This window comes from Ferrimonas pelagia, from assembly GCF_039543565.1.
GTDB classification, from domain to species: Bacteria; Pseudomonadota; Gammaproteobacteria; order Enterobacterales; family Shewanellaceae; genus Ferrimonas; species Ferrimonas pelagia.
This window is the reverse complement of the sequence record NZ_BAABJZ010000015.1, coordinates 19,797-39,531: the sequence shown is the minus strand read 5'-3', so window position 1 is coordinate 39,531 and position 19,735 is coordinate 19,797. Positions and strand designations below refer to the sequence as shown.

The 19,735-nt window shown below is 58.1% G+C and carries 12 protein-coding genes; 5 read left to right on the top strand and 7 right to left on the bottom strand.

All coding sequences use genetic code 11. The features are described 5' to 3' along the window. Positions 1 to 100 precede the first annotated feature (100 nt). Positions 101 to 1,495, bottom strand: coding sequence for an MBL fold metallo-hydrolase RNA specificity domain-containing protein (locus tag ABEA08_RS05940; protein ID WP_345334250.1), 1,395 nt, complete (start codon positions 1,493 to 1,495; stop codon positions 101 to 103). Between the two features lie 483 nt (positions 1,496 to 1,978). Here ABEA08_RS05940 and ABEA08_RS05935 point away from each other — a divergent pair, with 483 nt between their 5' ends. Beyond that, positions 1,979 to 4,030, top strand: coding sequence for a plasmid pRiA4b ORF-3 family protein (locus ABEA08_RS05935; RefSeq protein ID WP_345334248.1), 2,052 nt, complete (start codon positions 1,979 to 1,981; stop codon positions 4,028 to 4,030). 320 nt (positions 4,031 to 4,350) lie between these two features. Here the strand turns inward: ABEA08_RS05935 and ABEA08_RS05930 are convergent, their stop codons facing one another. The 5 genes from ABEA08_RS05930 to ABEA08_RS05910 form a co-directional block, all read right to left on the bottom strand. Next, on the bottom strand, positions 4,351 to 5,295 hold the full coding sequence (locus ABEA08_RS05930) for a S1/P1 nuclease (RefSeq protein WP_345334246.1): 945 nt from the start codon (positions 5,293 to 5,295) through the stop codon (positions 4,351 to 4,353). Between the two features lie 127 nt (positions 5,296 to 5,422). Beyond that, positions 5,423 to 7,804, bottom strand: coding sequence for a TonB-dependent receptor (locus tag ABEA08_RS05925; RefSeq protein WP_345334244.1), 2,382 nt, complete (start codon positions 7,802 to 7,804; stop codon positions 5,423 to 5,425). 511 nt (positions 7,805 to 8,315) lie between these two features. Further along, on the bottom strand, positions 8,316 to 10,709 hold the full coding sequence (locus ABEA08_RS05920) for a TonB-dependent receptor (protein WP_345334242.1): 2,394 nt from the start codon (positions 10,707 to 10,709) through the stop codon (positions 8,316 to 8,318). Positions 10,710 to 11,140: 431 nt separating this feature from the next. After that, positions 11,141 to 13,834: a formate dehydrogenase subunit alpha gene (gene fdhF / locus ABEA08_RS05915; protein ID WP_345334240.1), complete on the bottom strand. Its 2,694-nt coding sequence runs from the start codon at positions 13,832 to 13,834 to the stop codon at positions 11,141 to 11,143. After that, positions 13,831 to 15,534 (bottom strand): NAD(P)H-dependent oxidoreductase subunit E, encoded by a 1,704-nt coding sequence (locus tag ABEA08_RS05910; RefSeq protein ID WP_345334238.1) that lies wholly within the window; start codon positions 15,532 to 15,534, stop codon positions 13,831 to 13,833. Before ABEA08_RS05910 ends, fdhF begins: the two co-directional genes overlap by 4 nt. 205 nt (positions 15,535 to 15,739) lie before the next feature. Between ABEA08_RS05910 and ABEA08_RS05905 the strand changes: the two genes are divergently transcribed. From ABEA08_RS05905 to ABEA08_RS05890, 4 genes are all read left to right on the top strand, one after another. Further along, positions 15,740 to 17,014 carry a DUF1800 domain-containing protein gene (locus ABEA08_RS05905; RefSeq protein ID WP_345334236.1) on the top strand — a complete coding sequence of 425 codons (1,275 nt, stop codon included), beginning with the start codon at positions 15,740 to 15,742 and terminating at the stop codon, positions 17,012 to 17,014. A gap of 2 nt (positions 17,015 to 17,016) precedes the next feature. Next, the gene (locus tag ABEA08_RS05900; protein WP_345334234.1) at positions 17,017 to 18,078 is read left to right on the top strand and encodes a DUF1501 domain-containing protein; all 1,062 of its coding nucleotides are present in this window, start codon (positions 17,017 to 17,019) and stop codon (positions 18,076 to 18,078) included. Between the two features lie 25 nt (positions 18,079 to 18,103). Beyond that, positions 18,104 to 18,592, top strand: coding sequence for a GNAT family N-acetyltransferase (locus tag ABEA08_RS05895; protein WP_345334232.1), 489 nt, complete (start codon positions 18,104 to 18,106; stop codon positions 18,590 to 18,592). A gap of 149 nt (positions 18,593 to 18,741) precedes the next feature. Then, positions 18,742 to 19,212 carry a CreA family protein gene (locus ABEA08_RS05890; RefSeq protein ID WP_425557336.1) on the top strand — a complete coding sequence of 157 codons (471 nt, stop codon included), beginning with the start codon at positions 18,742 to 18,744 and terminating at the stop codon, positions 19,210 to 19,212. On the opposite strand, the gene ABEA08_RS05885 is transcribed toward ABEA08_RS05890, so the two are convergent. After that, entirely contained in the window at positions 19,188 to 19,691 is a 504-nt protein-coding gene (locus ABEA08_RS05885; protein ID WP_345334230.1) for a BLUF domain-containing protein, read from the bottom strand. The genes ABEA08_RS05890 and ABEA08_RS05885 overlap by 25 nt on opposite strands. Between the last annotated feature and the right edge of the window lie 44 nt (positions 19,692 to 19,735).

Below are 19,735 nucleotides of genomic sequence, written 5' to 3'. Positions count from 1 at the left end.
CGACAAAACGTTAGTAGCGCGAGGATAGCAAAAACTGTCCAGCGGAAACACGGGTAAAGTCGCACATGAGGCAATGTTAGCAACACCGCTACATTTCCCTTTATAGCGCCAAGGTTTGTGCCTGCTCCGGCACGGTCACGCCCAGTCCCAGCTCCCGCTCTATCTTGGCTTTGAGCACCCGTTGCGCCTCGGCTTCACCATGCACCAGCAAAACCTTGGGCTGGCCAGGCACCGCAGCCAACCAACGCATCAGTTGCGCCTGATCGGCGTGGGCGGAAAAGCCGCCGAGAGTGTGGATCTGGGCGCGCACCGCATAGCGCTGACCAAACAGCTTAATGAACGGCTCGCCTTCAACAAGCATCCGGCCCAAGGTGCCGCGGGCCTGAAATCCGCTGAACAAGATCTGCGTCTTCTCTTTCCAGATCCGGTGCTTAAAATGGTGAACGATGCGGCCGCCGTTACACATGCCACTGCCAGCGATGATGATCAATCCCTTGTCGATCCGGTTCAAACCGGAGGAGTCTTCCGGCCTTGGGGTGAGGTGCAAACAGGGCAGAAACGCTTCGAGGGTGGGGCTCTCTTTGGCGTTAAGCCAGGCCAGATCCTCCGGATCAAACAGCTCCAACCATTGATCGTAGATCTGGGTCACCTCGATCGCCATCGGGCTGTCGAGCACCACGTGCCAGCCTTCGAGTTTGCCCTGATGATACATCAGGCCAAGTTGGAACAAGATCTCCTGGGTCCGCCCCACCGCAAAGGCGGGGATCAACACCACGCCGCCCTTGGCCGCTCGCAGCAGTTGCTCAAACTCCTCGATGGTTTGCTGGTAATTTCGATGATTACGATCGCCGTAGGTGCTCTCCATCATCACCACATCGGCGGCGGGCACCGGGGCGGGATCGCGCATCAGCGGCGAATCGCTGTTGCCGATGTCACCGGAGAACAGCAGTGTCTTGGTTTCGCCCTCAACACTGGCCTTAACATGCACCACCGCGGCGCCTAAGATGTGACCGGCGTCGAGCAGGGTCAACGTCACACCCGGTTTGATCTCGGCCGGCTGGGCATAGGGCAGCACCACACACGCCTCCAGCACCGCCAGCACATCCTCCATGGTGTACACCGGCGCTTGCGGCTTTTGCGCTTTGCGCCGGCGCACCAGATTGTCCCGCTCCAGATCCCGCAGATACAGATCGCAGGCATCGCGTAGCATCACCGCCAGCAGATTCAGCGTGGCACCGGTGCAGTAGATCGGCCCTCGATAGCCCTTACGCAACAAGCGCGGCAGCGCACCGGAGTGATCCAGGTGCGCATGAGACAAGATCACCGCATCCAATTGCCGCGCCTTAAACGGCAGTGTATCCCGGCGCAGATGCTTGGCCAGATCCCGCCCTTGATGCATGCCACAATCCAGCAGCAACCGGTGCTCACCGATCTCCAACAGATGGCGCGAGCCGGTGACCTCGCCCGCCGCGCCGTAACAGGTTACTTGGAACATACCGCCCTCACTTTTCACCAGGATCCATTGACCCTTAGTTAAGTGTGACAGTGAATCGATCAACCGGGGAACATTTACCAACAGCCTTTTCGTGCCCGGAAAATATACTCAATACAATCAACGAATTGAGCGCTTCGCGACGCTTGAAGGCAACGCTGCTCGTCGCTCCCCCAGTACCGCGCCGAGCATTGGGGGCTAACGATCGATCGGCCGCGCGCCAGCGCGACACCAATAGCTACAAGAGATCGACGCCATCGGTTGAGGTTCAAGCTAGCAAAGCGGCCAACAGTCAACTCAGAAACATGTGTAAAACACCGGGGTCATCAGCCGTCGCCATACTGAAAATTTAGACGCTAACCTGCGCTAATTTAGCCCCCTAAATTGTTCGTTTCGAAGTACCAAGATGCTAATCTATCGAATATTTTTAACACTACTTGCTCCACTGTGCCGATGAATGATGATTTCCCTATAGAACTGTCACTGTTGTGCCAGCTCGCCGAAGACGACACCCCCATCGATGCCTTGACGCCAGCCCAACAAGCGCTGCTGTCCTCTCCTCAAACCTTGCTCTATGCCCTGCAGTTTGGCCTGATCCTGTCCAAAGCACTGGAGCAGAAATGGGGGGAACGCTATCTGCAATACGTCGAGCTGATGGTCAGTGAAACGCGGATCTACCTGCGTGGTCATCAAGACCCAGATCTATTGGAGGCACTCGCGTCAGCCTGCCACATCGATGTCGATGAGCCGGAGCTAAACATAGATTTCGCCTATCAGCTGTTCTCCATCTTGCGAGCCTACCGTTTTACTCTCCCGCCGCAGGCACTGCGTGAACTGGAACAGCGTCAGAATAAGACGCTCGCCGAAAGCGAGGATCAGCCGCAGGATCTGGACAGCCATCTGGCGGGGATCAACCAATTCCTCAACGAAATGATCCGGCAAGAGCAGATCACCTCCGGCCATCACTTTGTCTCGGTAGCCGCCAACGAATTGGCGATGTTTCCTGAGCAAGGGATCGAAGCAATCTTCGGCCAACTGCTCACCTACCCTTGGGCGATTGAAGCGTTGCTGATCTGCACGCTGCACCACGAACCGGCCGTTTCCAACGCAGCCATTTCTGTACTCAATCACGTGCCGCCAAAAAAATGGAAGCAACTGACGAACAGCCAGTACCTGATGTTGATCCGACGCTTTGGTGGTGACACTGTTCAAAAACATCTTTCAGCGTGGCAAAAACAGGCAATGAAGCATGTAAAAGCCAGCGTTCCGGGGCGGGTCGAATCGCTACATGCCTGCTTTATCGATGGCAATCAAGCCATGATGTTCTCCGGTACCCTCAAGCTCGGAAACCAACACCATCAATTTGGGGGCGTGTTCCGTCTGGGCCTTGGCTTGATCGACGCCTATTTCCATGCCGACCTCGATCCAAACCAGATCGATCAACTGACCCAACGCCTGCGCAGTGAAATGCGAGCCATTCCTTGCGACCCATTACTACTGGCGCACCTTTTGCCTTGGGCACTGCACACGCAATTGCATGGCCCGGAACCATTGGGGCTGGACGCGCTGCCGATGTTAGCGCACCTGCCGCATCATTGGCTGGAGCCACAGGCGATGACGCTGGATCGGATCCGCGATGTCTGCCAACTCCAGCCCCTGTCAACGGACGAACTAGAACGCTTTCGTAAAGGCAGTAAGATGCTGCTGAATACGCCACACACCATCGACTGGGTCGTAGACGAGATCGCGCCGGGTCTCAACAAACAGAAGCAAGTGCGAGATCATCACTATCTGGCACAGCCCCAGCAATACATCGATAGCCTCGGCATGAATGCGCTGATCGCCCACTTTGCTGGAGAAAAAGCGACGCTAACTCATCTTCAGCCGCAGTGGTATTTGGGGGCTGCTTATGTACTGCAGCTAGGTGAGATCGGCCGTAAGTCCTTCCCGCTGTTTGATCATCTGGCCGAACACAGCCTAGAGTGGCAACGTCAAGCGACCTTCGCCGACAAGTTGCAAGGCGATATAAGCGCTCCCAAAGGCTATGTCATCAAAGTCGAACTGCTCGACAGCAAACCCAAGATCTGGCGCCGCTTTACCGTCTCCGGCGCAGTGCATATGGCCTCATTCCACTCTCTGCTGCAGCGGGTAATGGGCTGGGAACATGCCCATCTGTTTGCCTTTCAGACATCCCAAGGCATGTTGGATGAAGATGTAGCGCTGGATGAGATCCCGCTAATGGCGTTATTAAACGAACCCGGTGATAGCATTGGTTATCTTTATGATTTTGGTGATCATTGGCAGCATGCGATCACGCTAGAGAAGATCCAGAGTAAAGATTGCCGTACGCCGAAAGTCACCGCCGGCCGGGGTGCCTGTCCGCCGGAGGATTGCGGTGGGATCTGGGGCTATCAAAACCTACTGGCCCTGCGCCGCCGTAAAAGGCTGAATGAGGACGAGGAAGAACAACTGGAGTGGTATGGCATGGATGGGGATTTCGACCCAGCCGCCTTCGATAAGACCCAAGTTGAGCTTTGAGCGCACAGCGCGTTGAGCGGGGCAGGCATTGCCTGTCCCGTTAGCATCAGGCCTGCAGACATTCTGGCGATCGCCAACACGAAACTACCCCTAGACCAATCCTCATCGCCTCTGCAAAGGCCGAGCAGACCCGACAAATCACTCTCTGAGGGATCAGAACGACATACATTGAGATGAATAAGCCTGATGAGCTAACGCCGCATTAAGGCTTTGTTCATTCCGCTGAATGGCGAAATATCTGATGAAGTTAGTCTTATTTAGGGCACCGTTGGCAAAAGCCCTCGCTTCGGGCGAGGGCTTAATGGGTGGAGACTATCGGCTCACAGACGCTGAACGTGGAGATCCGCCAGGCGGTGCGCCGCCAGGTTCAGGCGTCCCTTCATGATCGGCTGCCACTGCTGCTGGTAGGCCTCACGCTCCGCTTTGCTCTCGATCGGGCCGTTCAATACCGGGCCATAGATCCCTTCGGCGTATTGGCTGGACTCTTGCGACAACTGCGCGATCGGCAGGTAGCTGCGGCTCTGATCTGCCGGGGTTTCGCTGGCCGCGATCTCGGCGATCGCGTCATCCATGCTCATGCCCAAGCGGTAGGACACGGTCCAGCCCGCCAGCGAATCAAACAGGGAGTGCAGGTTGCGGGCACAGCCGCCTTGGATAGGGTCAGGCTGGAAGCAAGTCGCGTTGCCGCCCAGATCGCCAGCCGGGTAATCTTCGTTGATCCAGGCAATGGCGTGCATCGGCTGGGTCGCATCAAACACCAGATGGGTAATGTAGGCGTTGACGATCGCGCGCTGAACCCCTTCCACCTCAGGCAAAGCCGCTTTAAACGCCGGCAATACCGTGGTGACGTTCGGTACCCGGATGCTGCTGTCGTTGGCGGACTCACCCGGCACATAGCCAATGTTGATATAGTGGCCCATGCTGCCCGCCTTTTCCGGCAAGGCGGCAATGCTGTCGGGCATCGTCTGGCCAAACAGGGCAAAGGTGTCCGGCAACTCAGTGCGGCGCAATAGATCAGGCAGGATGCTGATACGGGCAAACGCCGACGCGTCGTAACGGTTGAGATACTGCAGCATCTCTTCGTCGTCGATTAGAGCCAGTAGCGCCTGGGCTTCGGCTTCGTAGGTTTTCTGCAACTGGGCTGGCAGCATGCGGAAACTGTGCTCAGCACCAATGACGTGGGCATCAAAACTAAAGGCGGCGGCAGGAAGGGCAGCGGCTAGGCTCAGGGCCAGACCCGCGGAAACAGTGGTAAGGGCTCTCATGGTGTTTTTATCTGTCTTGTCAGTTAGGATCACCGCGAAGTGTACTGATCCGACCGGGCAGAACAAGATAAAAGCCGCGAACTCATCGAGTTCGCCGCTTTCTTTGCCTTAATTTAATCTCACTGACTTAGAACTCGTAAGTCACGTCCAGACCAAAGCTGCGTGGGTCGCCCCAGGTGTAGCCACGGTATGTACTAAAGTTGGCACCGTGTACGATGTATTCTTCGTCGGTCAGGTTACGTCCCCACGCGGAGAACTTAAGCATCCCGTTAAGCGCTTTCACGTCATACAGAGACACTCGACCATTGAGCAGCGTGTAGGAATCCGACTTAAGCAGTGGATCCGCAGCAGAGAAGCCCTGCTCACCCTGATACAGCGCATCCAGACGGGCATTGAGATAGCCGAAATTACCCAGTTGCCACTCATAGGAAACGCCAAGGGCACCGGTTCCTTCTGAGTCTTCTGGTGTCACCGCCGTGTCATTTTCGGTTTTCAGGTAACCGTATGAACCATTGATAAACATACTGGCCACCGGGTTGGCGACAAATTCCACTTCCACACCCTTAGTCTCGGATTCACCTGAGTTGGTCGCGACACGAATGCCATTAACAAAATCCGTCACCTGCAGGTTGGTATTGTCGTTGTAGAACGCAGCAACGTTAAATTGCAAGCGGTCATCAAACCACATTGACTTCAGACCCAGTTCGTAAGAATCGGTATCCTCTGGATCCGCCGCCACCAACGCCGGAGCATGATCCGCCGGGCCTCCCAACAGTGCGCCAAAGCGGCTGACCGTTCCGGGATTGAAGATCCCCGCAGCATAACCCTGCGCGTACTTAGCGTAGACACCGAGATCATTATTAAACTGATAATCAACGATGAAGGTGGTGGTCACTTTCGACCAGTCACGCTCGGCGCTCATATCTTCATCCAACTGAGGATCCCACTCAGAAACCAAAATCAGCTCTTTAGTGTCTTTGGAGTAGCGGATCCCCGCCGTCAGCCCCAACTTATCGGTGGCCTGGTAGTTTAACTGCGCATAAGCGGCTTGCGCTTCGCTGGTGGTCTTGTAGAAAACCCCCCAATCTTGTGCCAGGAAGTTTGCTCCCGTCGGAAAACTGCCAGGTTCAACCCCGCCCAAACCCAGAATGTAATCCAACGTCTGCGCATCGAGGTTGAGCATCATCTCCCATGGGTTGTTTTCTTGGCCCTCTTCCTTGAAATAATAGAGACCCGCGACATAGTTCAGCTTGCTTTCAAACGCGGCACCGACAATCTGGAACTCTTGAGAGATCTGATCCTGCTCCTTTTGGTTGACGGTCTTAAAGATGGGCAATAATTCCGGATCCCCCAGGGTCGGCACTTGTCCCTCAAAACCCAAGACCGGACTGGAATAATACGCCCCGCCATCGGTATTCAGACCTTCGCTGACGTCCGCTTTGTAGGCTCGGTAGCCAGTGATGGACTTCAACTGAATGGCGTCATTGACGTCCCAGGTCATGGTCAAGTTGTGACCATAGATGTCGACAAATTCGCGGCCCTGGTTAGCCAAATTAAAATCTTCCACCCGCTTGTTCGGCTCGGCGAGATCCGCCATCTGGGCAAACGGGTTACCCAAGTACATGCGCCCTTGCAGGCCACCGACAAACAACGGGGTTGCCGGGTTCACGATGGATGGCTCCACGGTCGCGATCTGCAGCGCTGGCGCGACGGCTTCACCGTCGGTGTAATCAAACGAGTAATCGATCCCGACACTGTCGAAACCGTCATAACGCAGGGCCGCGCGGAAGGCATCGGCGCGTTCGCTGCCCAGATCTTTGCCAGTCGAACCGGGGAAGTGGTTGGTGGCCCAACCTTCACGATCTTTATACATATAGGTAAAGCGGGCAGAGAGATCGCCCAGCATCGGGGTGTCGATAGAAGTGATGGACTTCTTCTCACCAAAGCTGCCGACAGTAAACTGCTGCTTAAACGCAAACTCACCCAGCGGCTTTTTGGTTTCCATGGTCACCGCACCGCCCGTGGTGTTCTTACCCCACAAGGTGCCCTGTGGGCCCCGCATGATCTCGATACGTTCCAGATCAACAATATCGAAGACGGCCCCGGCATTACGCGCAATGTAAACGCCATCCAGATAGACACCGACTTTAGGATCCACCGCCAGAGAAGGTTCTGCGGTCGAGTTACCACGAATGTTCATCGCAATGTTAAAGGCACTGCCCAAGGTCGGCTTCATCACCACGTTAGGGGCATAAGCGCCGGCGTCAGCGACATTCTCGATACCCAGATCCTGGATCATGCTCTCATCGAATGCAGAGACCGCCACCGGTGTTTCCTGCAGGGGTTTGGCCGTGCGCTGGGAGGTGACATTGATGCGCTCGATACCGCTATTTTTCTCTTCAGCATCCGCTGCTTGGATGGCGGAGGTGGATAAAACGGAGACCACAGCCACCGCCAATGTCGTTAACCGCGGGATCATTTTAGTTTGCTGTAAATCCTTTACTGACATGTTCGGCCTCTCTTCCTGTTATCGTTATAGACATCAGGCTGAAACCGAATGGGCCACAACCTGAACGCCCGTCACTATTTGGATTATGTTCGTGACTTAACGCTAATTTAAATAGGCCGGCCTCTGGCAACATCACTCATTTGGACTAAGCCAAAATCAAATAACACGTAAATTTTTAATGCATTGTTTTTAAACAGGTCTTTCCTATATAGCAATCTAATAAAAATCAAAATCGACCAAAGTCTAACCCCCGATTTATCTACCAGAAAACCGTCTTACGCGGCCATCCGACTGACACAAATAGTCACTCCCCATCAAATTGCACCAATATATAAACGAAACCTCCAGCAACTGGCCAATGTCTGAAATTAAATTCCACTTGCTGAGGTGATAGCGCCAAATAGCCTCGCTGCGCCTTCATTTGAACTCAACCAATTAGAGAAAAGCCGTGCCTCTTTTTTATTGGAAAAAAGGGCGCCTCTCGGCGCCCTTTTCAGTACAACCGCAAGGCTTAAAACTCGTAGGTTACATCGATGCCATAGGTGCGGGGATCGCCCCAGTTGTAACCTTGGTATACCGCAAATTGGGCGCCGTAGACTCGGTATTCCTCGTCGGTCAGGTTACGTCCCCAGGCGGCAAACTTCAGGTTCCCGTTAAGCGCCTTAACCTCAGACAGTTGAACACGGGCGTTGACCAAGCCGTATGCTTCCTCCATCAGTGGATTGGCCAAGTCGAAGTTGAAGTACTGATCGCTTAAGTAGGTGTAATCAACCCGCGCGTTCAGATAACCCAGCTTGCCCAGTTCCCACTCGTAGGAGACACCGAGTGACGCCGAATCATTGGGTTCGAAGTCAAACTCACTGGAGTCATTTTCCGTTTTGTAATAACCGTAACTGCCGTTAATGAACAGATTCGCAAACGGATTGGCCACCATCTCCAGCTCGACACCACGGGAGGTGGAACTGCCGGAGTTGAGCATCAAGCGGACGTTATCGCGAAATTCGGTCACCTGAAGGTTCGAGTTGTCGTTATAGAACACCGCCACGTTCAGCTGCAGACGATCATCCGCCCACATCGACTTCATACCCAGCTCATAGCTGTCGGTCCGCTCAGGATCCGCCGGTGAAAAAGTGCCAGCAAAGACACCACTGAAATCACCAGTCTGCATGCCGCTAAAGAAAGCCCCGAGATCCTTGGTGCCTGGATTAAAGATCCCCGCCGCATAACCTTCCGCATACTTAGCGTAGAAGTTCAGATCGTCTGTGGGCATATAGTCGACAATGAAGGTGGTGGTGACCTCACTCCAATCCTCCTTACTCGACATATCCGCTTGCAGCAGCGGGTCGTTCGCCGTCAGAGTCAGCTCTTTTTCATCGTAGCTGTAACGTATACCGGCCGTTAAACCCCACTGATCGGTCAGCTGGTAGTTCACCTGGGCGTAAGCCGCCGCCGCATCACTCTGAATGTTATAGAAGTTGCCCCAGGTATCCACCAGTAGGAGCGTAGGGATAGGTGTGCCGGCAGGCACCCCAAACATGCCACCCAGCTGAGCCGATGCGGGTACTGCGCCAGTAGGTACCGTGATCCCCCAAGGATTGTTCTCCGAACCCTCCTCACTGAAGTAGTACAAACCGGCAACGTAATTCAGCTTGCCTTCCATCGCAGCGCCCACCAGTTGGAACTCTTGTGACCACTGATCCTGCTCCTTAGCCCCTACAGACACAAACGCCGGGATAGGGTTACCCATCATGCCGAAATAGGCGCCGCCATCGGTGTCGGTGCCGCCGCTGCGATCCGAATCGTAGCTTCTATAGGAGGAGATGGAGCGCAGGGTCACCGCAGGGCTGAGATCCCAGGCGATGTTCAGGCTGTGGCCTTGGATCTTTATGTCTTCACGACCCTCACTGTCCAGTGCGATCTTTTCGGGACGCCCGGCACCGCCTGCGGTTGTCTGCGCCATCTGATAGAAAGGGTTGCCAAAATCGTAGGGGTTCATATTCCCCACCATCAAATCGCTGACCCGCATAAACATGCCAAACGGTGCCGCGGCCACTTGAGGATCCACGTTCTCCGCCTGCATCGGCGAGGCTACGCCCCAGCCATCGCTGAGATCGTAGGCATAATCAATAACGATGTTATCGGTGGCGTCGTAGCGCAGCGCAACCCGGAAAGCATCGATGTCTTCCGCGCCCAACTCCTTCTCCTGCGCAAATTCGTAGGTGTTCTCGGCCCAGCCATCCCACTGTTTCTTCATGTAGGTAAACTTGGCGGAGAGATCGCCCAACATTGGCGTGTCCACCGAGGTGATAGATTTAAAGCGACCAAAATTACCGAAGGTCAGCTGTTGCTTGAAAGCAAATTCGCCCAGTGGCTTTTGCGAGGTCATCGATACCGCGCCACCTGTAGTGTTTCTTCCCCACAAGGTGCCCTGCGGACCCCGCATGATCTCCATCCGCTCCAGATCAACAATGTCCATCACCGCACCGGCACTGCGGGCCAGGTAGACGCCATCCAGGTACATCCCCACCTTGGGATCGACCGCCAGCGACGGCTCCGAGGTCGAGTTACCGCGGATGTTCATCGCCACGTTAAAGGAACTGCCAAAGGTACGCTTGAGCACCACGTTAGGCGCATAGGCACTGGCATCGGTCAGATCTTCGATGCCCAATGCCTCAATCGCACTGTCATCAAAGGCCGATACCGCCACCGGGGTTTCTTGCAGCGGCTTTTCCCGACGCTGAGAGGTTACGGTGATGCGCTCAATACCCCCGGTACTCGCCCCTTCACCGTCGGCGTCGGCGGCCATGGCGGGTGCGCCCCCCAACACCAATGCTGATGTAATGGCCAGTGCCAGTGGAGAGAAACGGCTGAGCGTTTTACGCTGTCGATCCACATTTGGTGTCATAGTTAACCTCATTTTCCCTGGATAGAGTTTTTGTAATTACGGCTTACCCTGTTAATGACACTTTTCCTCAATATTGATCGTCGCTGAATGATCAAATGATTGATGCGAATGCACTGCAGTGTACTTCCATGTAAGCAGGTGGAGTTGTTTCACTTGTGATAGTGGTTTTGGCTCTGTTGGCTAACCTAGAGAGGGGCCCCAATAGCAACATCGTCCGTTCGGACTACCTTGTGAAAACACTTTAATACAACCTCTTAACTCGTTGTTTTACTTGATCTCTAAATTCTACGGCAGAACAAAAAAAATAACTAAGACAACAAGCTGAAAGCGCTTTCTCTCTTGGCGACAGCCCCCTGCATCCTTGCGAAATGCCACAAGAACAAAAAGGGAGATCCTCAGATCTCCCTTGTTTCTGGCAAAGCTAAGCCCGATTAAAGGCGAATTTTTACTGCACAGGTTTTCAGCGCGGCGATTTTCGCACTGGGATCCAAATCGTCCCGGGTTAATAAATTTGCCGCCGCTTCATGGAAGCTAAAAGGCATAAACAGATCCCCAGATCGCAATCGGTTCGACAGACGCAACCGGGCCTGCAGCTGGCCCCGTCGCGACACCAGGGTGATCCGCTGATCCACCTCCAGTCCCAGTCGATCCAGATCTTCCCGGTGGATCCCCACCACTGGCTCGGGCTCAATCGCATCGAGTACTCGCGAGCGCCGCGTCATGGTGCCGGTATGCCAATGGGCCAACTGACGGCCGGTGATCAGGGTAAAGGGATAATCGTCATCACAGGGTTCCAATGACACCGGCAGCGGCGCCGGGACCAGGCGGGCCTTGCCACTGGGCGTGTTAAACCGCTCGGTAAACAGCACCGGCTGATCCGGCGTGTGAGGATCCGCCGCCGGATAGGTGACCGCGCGCGCCTCCGCCAGACGCGCGTAAGGAATGCCACTTAAGCTCGGCATCAGCGGTTGCATCTCGGTGTAGATCTCCGCTGGACCTTGATAATCCCAATCCAGGCCGAGCCCCTGAGCCAGGATCTGCAACAGTTGCCAGTCCTGCCGCGCCTCACCCGGTGGGGCCAATACCTGGCGGCCCAACTGCACCAAACGATCGGTGTTGGTGAAACTGCCGTCTTTCTCGGCAAACGCCGACGCGGGCAGAATAACGTCTGCCAGCGCCGCCGTTTCGGTCAGGAAGATATCCTGAACCACCAGATGCTCTAGTTGGGTCAACGCCGCGCGGGTGTGGTTCAGATCCGGATCCGACATCGCCGGATTCTCCCCCATGATCATCAACCCCTTCAGCGCGCCGTCACTGGCCGCCTGCATCATCTCCACTGTGGTCAAACCCGGCTCGGCGTCCAGCGCCATGCCCCAGGCCGCTTCAAACTTGGCCTGCGCCGCAGACTCGCTCACCTTCTGGTAGTCGGGATAGCACATGGGAATGAGGCCCGCATCGGACGCGCCCTGTACGTTGTTCTGACCCCGTAGCGGGTGCAGCCCGGTGCCGGGTCGGCCGATCTGCCCGGTCAGCATGCACAGGCTGATCAAGCAGCGCACATTGTCGGTGCCGTGAGCGTGTTGGGTGACGCCCATGGCCCAAAACATCATCGCCCGGCCGGCTTTGGCATACAGCCGGGTCACAGCTCGGATCTGCGCCGCTTCAACGCCACACAGCGGCGCCATCGCCTCCGGGCTGAACGGTGCCACGTTGGCGCGAATGGCCTCAACCCCCTCGGTGCGCCGATGGACAAAGTCCCAATCCACCAGATCTTCATCAAACAGGGTGTGGATCATGGCATTGAGCAGTGCGATGTCGGCACCGGGCACAAACTGCAGATGATGTGCCGCGTGTCGAGTGAGATCGATGGCCTGAGGATCGAGCACGATCAGTCGAGTGCCCCGCTTGATGGCGTTCTTCATCCAGCTCGCCGCCACAGGGTGGTTGGCACCTGGGTTCGCGCCCATCAGCAGGATCACGTCCGTCTCGGCCACATCCGCCACCGGATTGGACACCGCCGCCGAGCCGACCGCCTCCATCAGTGCCGCCACCGAGCTGGCGTGGCACAAGCGGGTACAGTGATCGACGTTGTTGCTGCCAAAGCCGGTGCGCACCAGTTTTTGAAACAGATACGCCTCCTCGTTGCTGCCCTTGGCACAGCCCAATCCCGCCAGGGCTTTGGGCCCGCTCTCCTGCTTGATACGGGTAAAGCCCGATACGGCCAGCGCCAGCGCCTCCTCCCAGCTGGCCGGGCGAAACTGCGCCGCCAGATCGCCGCTCAGGCTGGGATCCTTCGGCGCCCCCTCTCGCCGGATCAACGGCGTGCTCAACCGCTGCGGATGGTGAACGTAATCAAAGCCAAACCGCCCCTTGACGCACAAACGCCCTTGATTGGCCGGCCCATTGCGCCCCTCGACAGCGATGATCTGCTCATCCTTCACCTTGTAGGTGACGCCACACCCCACCCCGCAGAAAGGACACAGAGAATCCACCGAGCGATCGGCCTCTTGCCGAGCCGAGGCGGCGATCGGCGCCAATGCTCCGGTCGGACAGGCCTGCACGCACTCCCCGCACGCCACACAACTGCTGTCACCGATGGCATCGTCCAGATCAAACACGATCTTGCTCTGCGCGCCGCGCTTGGCCATGCCCAATACATCGTTGACCTGCACATCACGGCACGCGCTGACACAGCGGTTACAGTGGATGCAGGCATCCCAGTTCAAGCTCAGCGCCGGGTGGCTGAGATCCTCGTTGTAGCGAACTGGGGCTTGCGGAATGGTCACATCCATCTGCTTGGCCCACCGCACCAGCTCCGATCCCGCCTGTGCCGCCGCCGGGGCCTCATCGAGCATCAGTTTCAATACCCCTTGCTGGGCCGCCAGCACCCGCGCGCTGCGGGTATCGACCGTCATATTCGGCTGTGCTGTGCGACAGCAGCTGGGCGCCAGTGTGCGCTCTCCGGCCACCTCCACGACGCAGGCGCGACAGTTGCCCTGCGCCGGTTGGCCCGGCTGATAGCACAAATTGGGGATGGACTCGCCGTGGCGCTGGGCCAGCTGCAGCAAGCTCTCGCCCTCGTTTGCCTCAACCTCTTGGCCATTGAGCGTCAACCGAATGCTCATGCCTGCTCCTCCTTGGACGCCGCGACGTCCGCCAATCCCACCTCGTGCGGGAAATAGGTCATCACGCAACGGGCCGGATTCGGCGCCGCCTGACCCAAACCACAGATGGACGCATCGCGCATCACCTGAGACAGATTGTCTATCGGCGTCGCATCCCACACGGGTTGGTTCATCATTTTCGCCATCTGGCCGCAGCCGACCCGACACGGCGTGCACTGACCACAAGATTCATCGGCAAAAAACTCGATGGCGTTCTGGGCCAGATCCCGTGCCCGATCCGCCTCGGAAAATACGATGATGGCCGCCGAGCCAATAAAACAGCCGTAAGCCTGCAGCGTGTCAAAATCCAGTGGCACATCGGCCTGGGCCGCACTGAGCATGCCGCCGGAGGCCCCGCCGGGAAAGTAGCCATACAGGGTGTGGCCCGGCGCCATGCCGCCGCAATACTCATGGATCAGCTCAGTGAGGGTGATCCCCGCTGGCGCCAGATACACGCCGGGCCGTTTCACCCGGCCACTGACCGAGTAGGATCGCAGCCCCTGACGGCCATGACGGCCGTGAGACAGAAACCACGCCGCCCCCAGCTCCATCACCGCCGGGATCCAATACAGGGATTCTAAGTTGTGCACCAGTGTCGGCCGGCCAAACAAGCCCACCTGGGCCACAAACGGCGGACGCAGGCGGGGCAAACCGCGCTTGCCCTCGATGGACTCGATCATCGCCGACTCCTCGCCGCAGATGTAGGCGCCAGCCCCACGGCGCACAATGATCGGCGCCAGAGTCGGATAGCGCGCCTGCGTCTCGCCCAGCGCGACGCTGAGCAGCCGGCGGCACGCCGGGTATTCGTCCCTGACGTACAGGTAGATGGTGTCGATCCCCACCGCATACGCCGCCACCAGCATCCCCTCGATAAACCGGTGGGGATCCCGCTCCAAGTAGTAGCGATCTTTAAAGGTGCCCGGCTCCCCTTCATCCACATTCACCGCCATCAACCGCGGCGCGGGCTCACTGGCCACCGCGCGCCACTTTCGTCCGACTGGAAAGCCCGCGCCACCCAGCCCCCGCAGTCCGGCGTGCTCAAGCTCACTGATAATGGACTCGGCACTGCGTGTCCCATTCAGACACGCCTCTAGCAATTGATAACCCCCCTGAGCCAGATAGCCTGCCAGATCCAGCGCATGTTCCGGCATAGGCTCCGTCACCGCTTCACGGGCAATGGCCTGCTCCACCCGGGCCAGCTTGGCGGGCGCAATGGGGTTTTGTCCAACGACCGCCACCGGGGCCTGGGTGCAGCGCCCCACGCAAGGCACCTTTTGTACCCGCACGCCCGTGCCCAGCGCCGCCTGCAACTGCTCGGTCAACGCCTTGGCGCCCTGCATCTGACAACTGAGCGACTGGCAGACGCGTACCGTCAGCGCCGGCGGCGCAGCTTCCCCCTCCTTAACGATATCGAAGTGGTGGTAGAAGCTGGCCACCTCATACACCTCCACCGGCGCCAACTTCATCAAGGCGGCCAACGCCACTAGGTGTCGGCCGTGCAGGCAGCCAAAGTGATCTTGCAGACAATGCAGATATTCGATCAGCGCATCGCGCTGTAGCGCATCGCCCCTGCCCGACAGCAATAACGCCTTTACCTGAGCCAACGCGGTCTCATCCACCGCTGGCCCCCGGTTAGCCCCTCGCTTCCTACCTTGATCCATGCACCGCACATCCCGTCGTGATCCTTCTCACCATTAAACCGCTTTTTGGCGAAGATTATTACCCCGACCTTTGGGGAAAGAACGCCGCTGTAAAGAACAAACGACAGCAGATACAAAGTGATACGATTTACTACAGCGCATGACAGGCTTAATCAGCCACAGGCGCTAGGGTAAAACCTGCGATAGGTTCAAGGAGGCACACCCCATGTCGATTGACGCTCACCACATTGCCAGCACTCGGTTTGGCCTGGGCCCCCGCCCAGGCGAGCTCGCGCAGATCAAGCAAGTCGGCGCCCAGCGCTGGCTGGAGCAACAACTGACGCAGACCGGGCCGCAGTTCGACAACGGCCCGCTGCACGCGCTGCTGAGCCAGCCCGGGCGCAGCGACGAGCCCGAGGCGCGCAAAGCCCGCAGCAAACGGGCCCGCCAAGAGGCACAGCGCCAGGTGCAGTACCGACATCAGTACGCCCTGAGCAGCGACGCGCCGCTGCTGGAGCGGCTCAGTCACTTCTGGACCAATCACTTCGCCGTCTCCATCGACAAACGCCCGGTTCTTATGTTGGCCGGTGCCATGGAGCGGGATGCCATCCGCCCGCACCTGACCGGTCGATTCAGCGACATGCTCAGCGCCGTCTGCCGCCACCCCGCCATGCTGCTCTATCTGGACAACGCCCAATCCGCCGGTCCAAACTCCCGGGTAGGGATGAAGCGCAACAAGGGTCTGAACGAAAATCTGGCGCGGGAGATCCTGGAGCTGCACACTCTGGGCGTCGACGGGCCCTATGGGCAACCGGATGTGGAGGCGCTGGCCGCCATGCTCACCGGTTGGAGCGTCGACCGAGGGACAGGCGGTGGCTTTGTCTTTCGCCCCGCGATGCACCAGAGCGGCCCGCAAACCCTGCTCGGCAAACGCTATCCCGACACCCAAGAGCAGCAGGCACAACAGGCGCTGCAGGCTCTGGCCCGCCACCCTGCCACGGCGCAGTTTCTCGCCACCAAGCTGGCCCGTCACTTTATCGCGGACGAACCCTCAGCCGAGCTGGTCGCCACCTTGGCCAAAACCTATCGGGATCACGACACCAGCCTCAAAGCCATGACCATCGCGATGATCCGCCACCCCCATAGTTGGCGAATTGAGCGGCAAAAATGGCGCCAGCCTATCCAGTACCTCTATGGTGTCGGCCGCGCCATCGGGCTTGATGACGGCGCCCAGCTCGAGCGACTCGCCCGGCAACTGGCCCAGCCGACCTATCAGCCCGGCTCGCCGGCCGGCTGGCCGGACACCGCGCAAGCATGGCGCTCCGCCTCGGCATTGGCCAGCCGGGCCGAAGTCGCGCAACTGGCGGCCAAGCGCAGCGACCACTCCGCCGAGCAACTGGCCGCCAGCCTCGGTATTGAGCCACGCTGGCCCGACTCGCCCCTGTCCGCCACCGATCAACGCTATCTGCTGCTGATGCATCCGCAGCTGCTGGAGGTGTAACCATGAAACGCCGTCAATTTTTGCAAGGCAGCGCCAGCCTGCTCGCCCTCTCTGCCCTGCCGATGCAGGTATGGGGCAGCGGTGAGCAGCAACAGCGCTTTATCTGGATCACCCTGCGCGGCGCCTGGGATGGCCTGTCGGTGGTCGTGCCCACCGACGAACCGCAGCTCAAAGCCGCGCGCCCAACCCTGCTGCCGGCGCTGCTAGAAGCCGGACCGACGCCGCTGGGCCAGGGCTTTGCCCTCCATCCGGCCCTGCCCACCGTCGCCAAACTGGTCAAACAGCAGCAGGCCTGCGCCCATCTGGCCGTCGCCACCCAATACCGCCAGCGCTCCCACTTCGATGGTCAGGCGTATCTGGAATCCGGCGCCACCTCGGGCAGCACAGGCTGGCTCAATACCCTGGCATCGGTGCTGGATGTGCCAGCGGAAGCCGTCGGCCCGCGCCTGCCCCTGATCGCCCGGGGCGAGGCGCCGATCGCCCATCAAATTCACAACCGCCTCGCCAGCCCCAGTGAGCAGCGCCTGGCGTTGCTGCGCGAATGGTATCAGGATGAGCCCTATCTCACCGGCTTGCTGCAACAAGCCCAGGCACTGCCAGAGCAGCAGCCGGGCAAGATGGCGGCTCAGGCCCGGGCTCTGGCCGAAGCGATGGCGGACGACCGCGGTCCAGTCTTGGCTGCGCTGGAGCTGTCCGGCTGGGACAGCCACGCTAACCAGCACGGTTTATTGATCCGGCGACTGGAACAACTCGACGGGGTGATCGCCGCGCTGATCGCCGGGCTGGGCAAACGTTGGCCCGACACCCAGATCTGGATCGCGTCGGAGTTTGGTCGTACCGTGAAGGAAAATGGCACCAAGGGAACGGATCACGGCACCGGCGGGCTGGCCCTACAGTTATCCGGCGCAGGTCAACTGCCCCCGCTATCTGGCCGCTGGCCCGGACTGAGTGAGCAAGCCCGTTATGAGGGACGCGACTTGATGCCCACCCAGGATCTGCATGACATCGTCCACGCTGGCCTGGAGCGGCACTTTGCCCGCCCACTGCCGCCGCTGCTCAGTTAAACAGATGAAATGAAAAGGACGGACCGTGAAGATCCGCAAAGCCCTGAGTCGGGATGCCGACGCACTTTGGACATTACGCAACCGCGCCATCCTCACCGGCTGCGCCGCTCATTACCCGGCTGACTTGTTACAACGCTGGATCGAGGGGGAGATCACCGACAAATTCCGTCGGATCGTCATCGAACAGTTCTGGCTGATTGAGCAAGCACAGCACCCGCTGGCCTGCGGCATGATCACCACGTCTCACCCAACCACCGCCAATGCCCCTATCGGCCAGTTGGACGCGATCTTTGTCGATCCCAAAGCGATGGGACAGGGGGCGGGCAAAGCGATGATAGGTCATCTGGAGCAACTGGGGCGTGACGCGGGACTGACAGAGCTGACTCTAGAGGCGACCTTAAACGCCGCACCGTTTTATCGGCGCTGCGGCTTTATCGGCGAAACCGTCGAGCAGTACCCGTCGCCTCGAGGCTTTACGCTGGACTGCATTCCCATGGTGAAGCCGCTCAAGTGACGGGGGATACACCACCTCAAAGCGTTCCAGCACTAACGTCATGTCGAGGCTGGCCGTCAGCCCGACCTCTCGGCACCGCAACCGCAAAACGCGCCGCAAAAATACGAATAGTGGTACCCTTAACGCCAATTTGAAGCTGGAAATTCAAAATGATGACCAAATCCCTCCTGATCCCCTTAACCGCCCTACTTCTGCTCACCGGCTGTGGCGACAACACAGGTAAGGTCAGCCTCGGCTGGTTTACCATGAAAGATGTGGTCATTCGCGACTTCGCCGATCCGCTCATTCCCGGCGTTACGTGCCACATCGCCTCGGTGGAAGCCAACCTATCCCTAGCCGATCCCTCCAACTCCTCCATCGCCTGTCGTCAGACCGGCGAGATCTTCGCCGCCAATATCGCAGAGATCGACCAAAGCAAAAACGGTGAGTTGGTGTTTAAACAGAGCAAGAGCATTCTGTTCAAGTCGCTCAAGGTTCGCCGGATCTATGATGCCGACAACCAAACGCTGCTCTACCTGTCCTACTCCACCAAGGAGACGGAAGGCAGCCACAAACACTCACTCAGTACCGTCGCTTTGTGGGGCACCCAGGCGTATCAAACGGCGCAGGCGATCGACTGAGCGCGGCAGCGGGTTCCAAGCGCGGGGGAGCCCGCGTTTTCCCTTTGGCCGCCCTGCCAGTCAAACAGGTAGGGGGCCCATTGCGTCATCCGCTCAACCCCATGGCTGGGCTGGCGGATCCCCAACAGGCTCACCTGCGCCGAAGCCAAAGACAGATAGCCAGGCAACAACGCATTGAGCCAGGCCGCATCAGGATCATCAAACCCCAACGACCAACCAGCAAAGGTGCGCGCAGCAATGGGGCCTTTGTAGGCCAGCTCGATATGCTGGTGACGAGGATCTTGCCGTAGCCGCTGAAACTGCTGCAATACCACGTCCCGCTCCCCTTCAAGCAGTTGCATCACGGTCTGCTGTTGGTACAGCAACATGCCGGTGAGTCCAGTGCGCTGATTGTGTTCGCGCACACAACACAGCAGTGCCGTCAGTTCCGCCCGGCACAACGGCTTAGGGCAGAGGCTGGTGTATAAAAGTTCAAACATCCCTGTCACTCTCTCGCTTGCTTCTCCTTCAACCATAGAGCAGA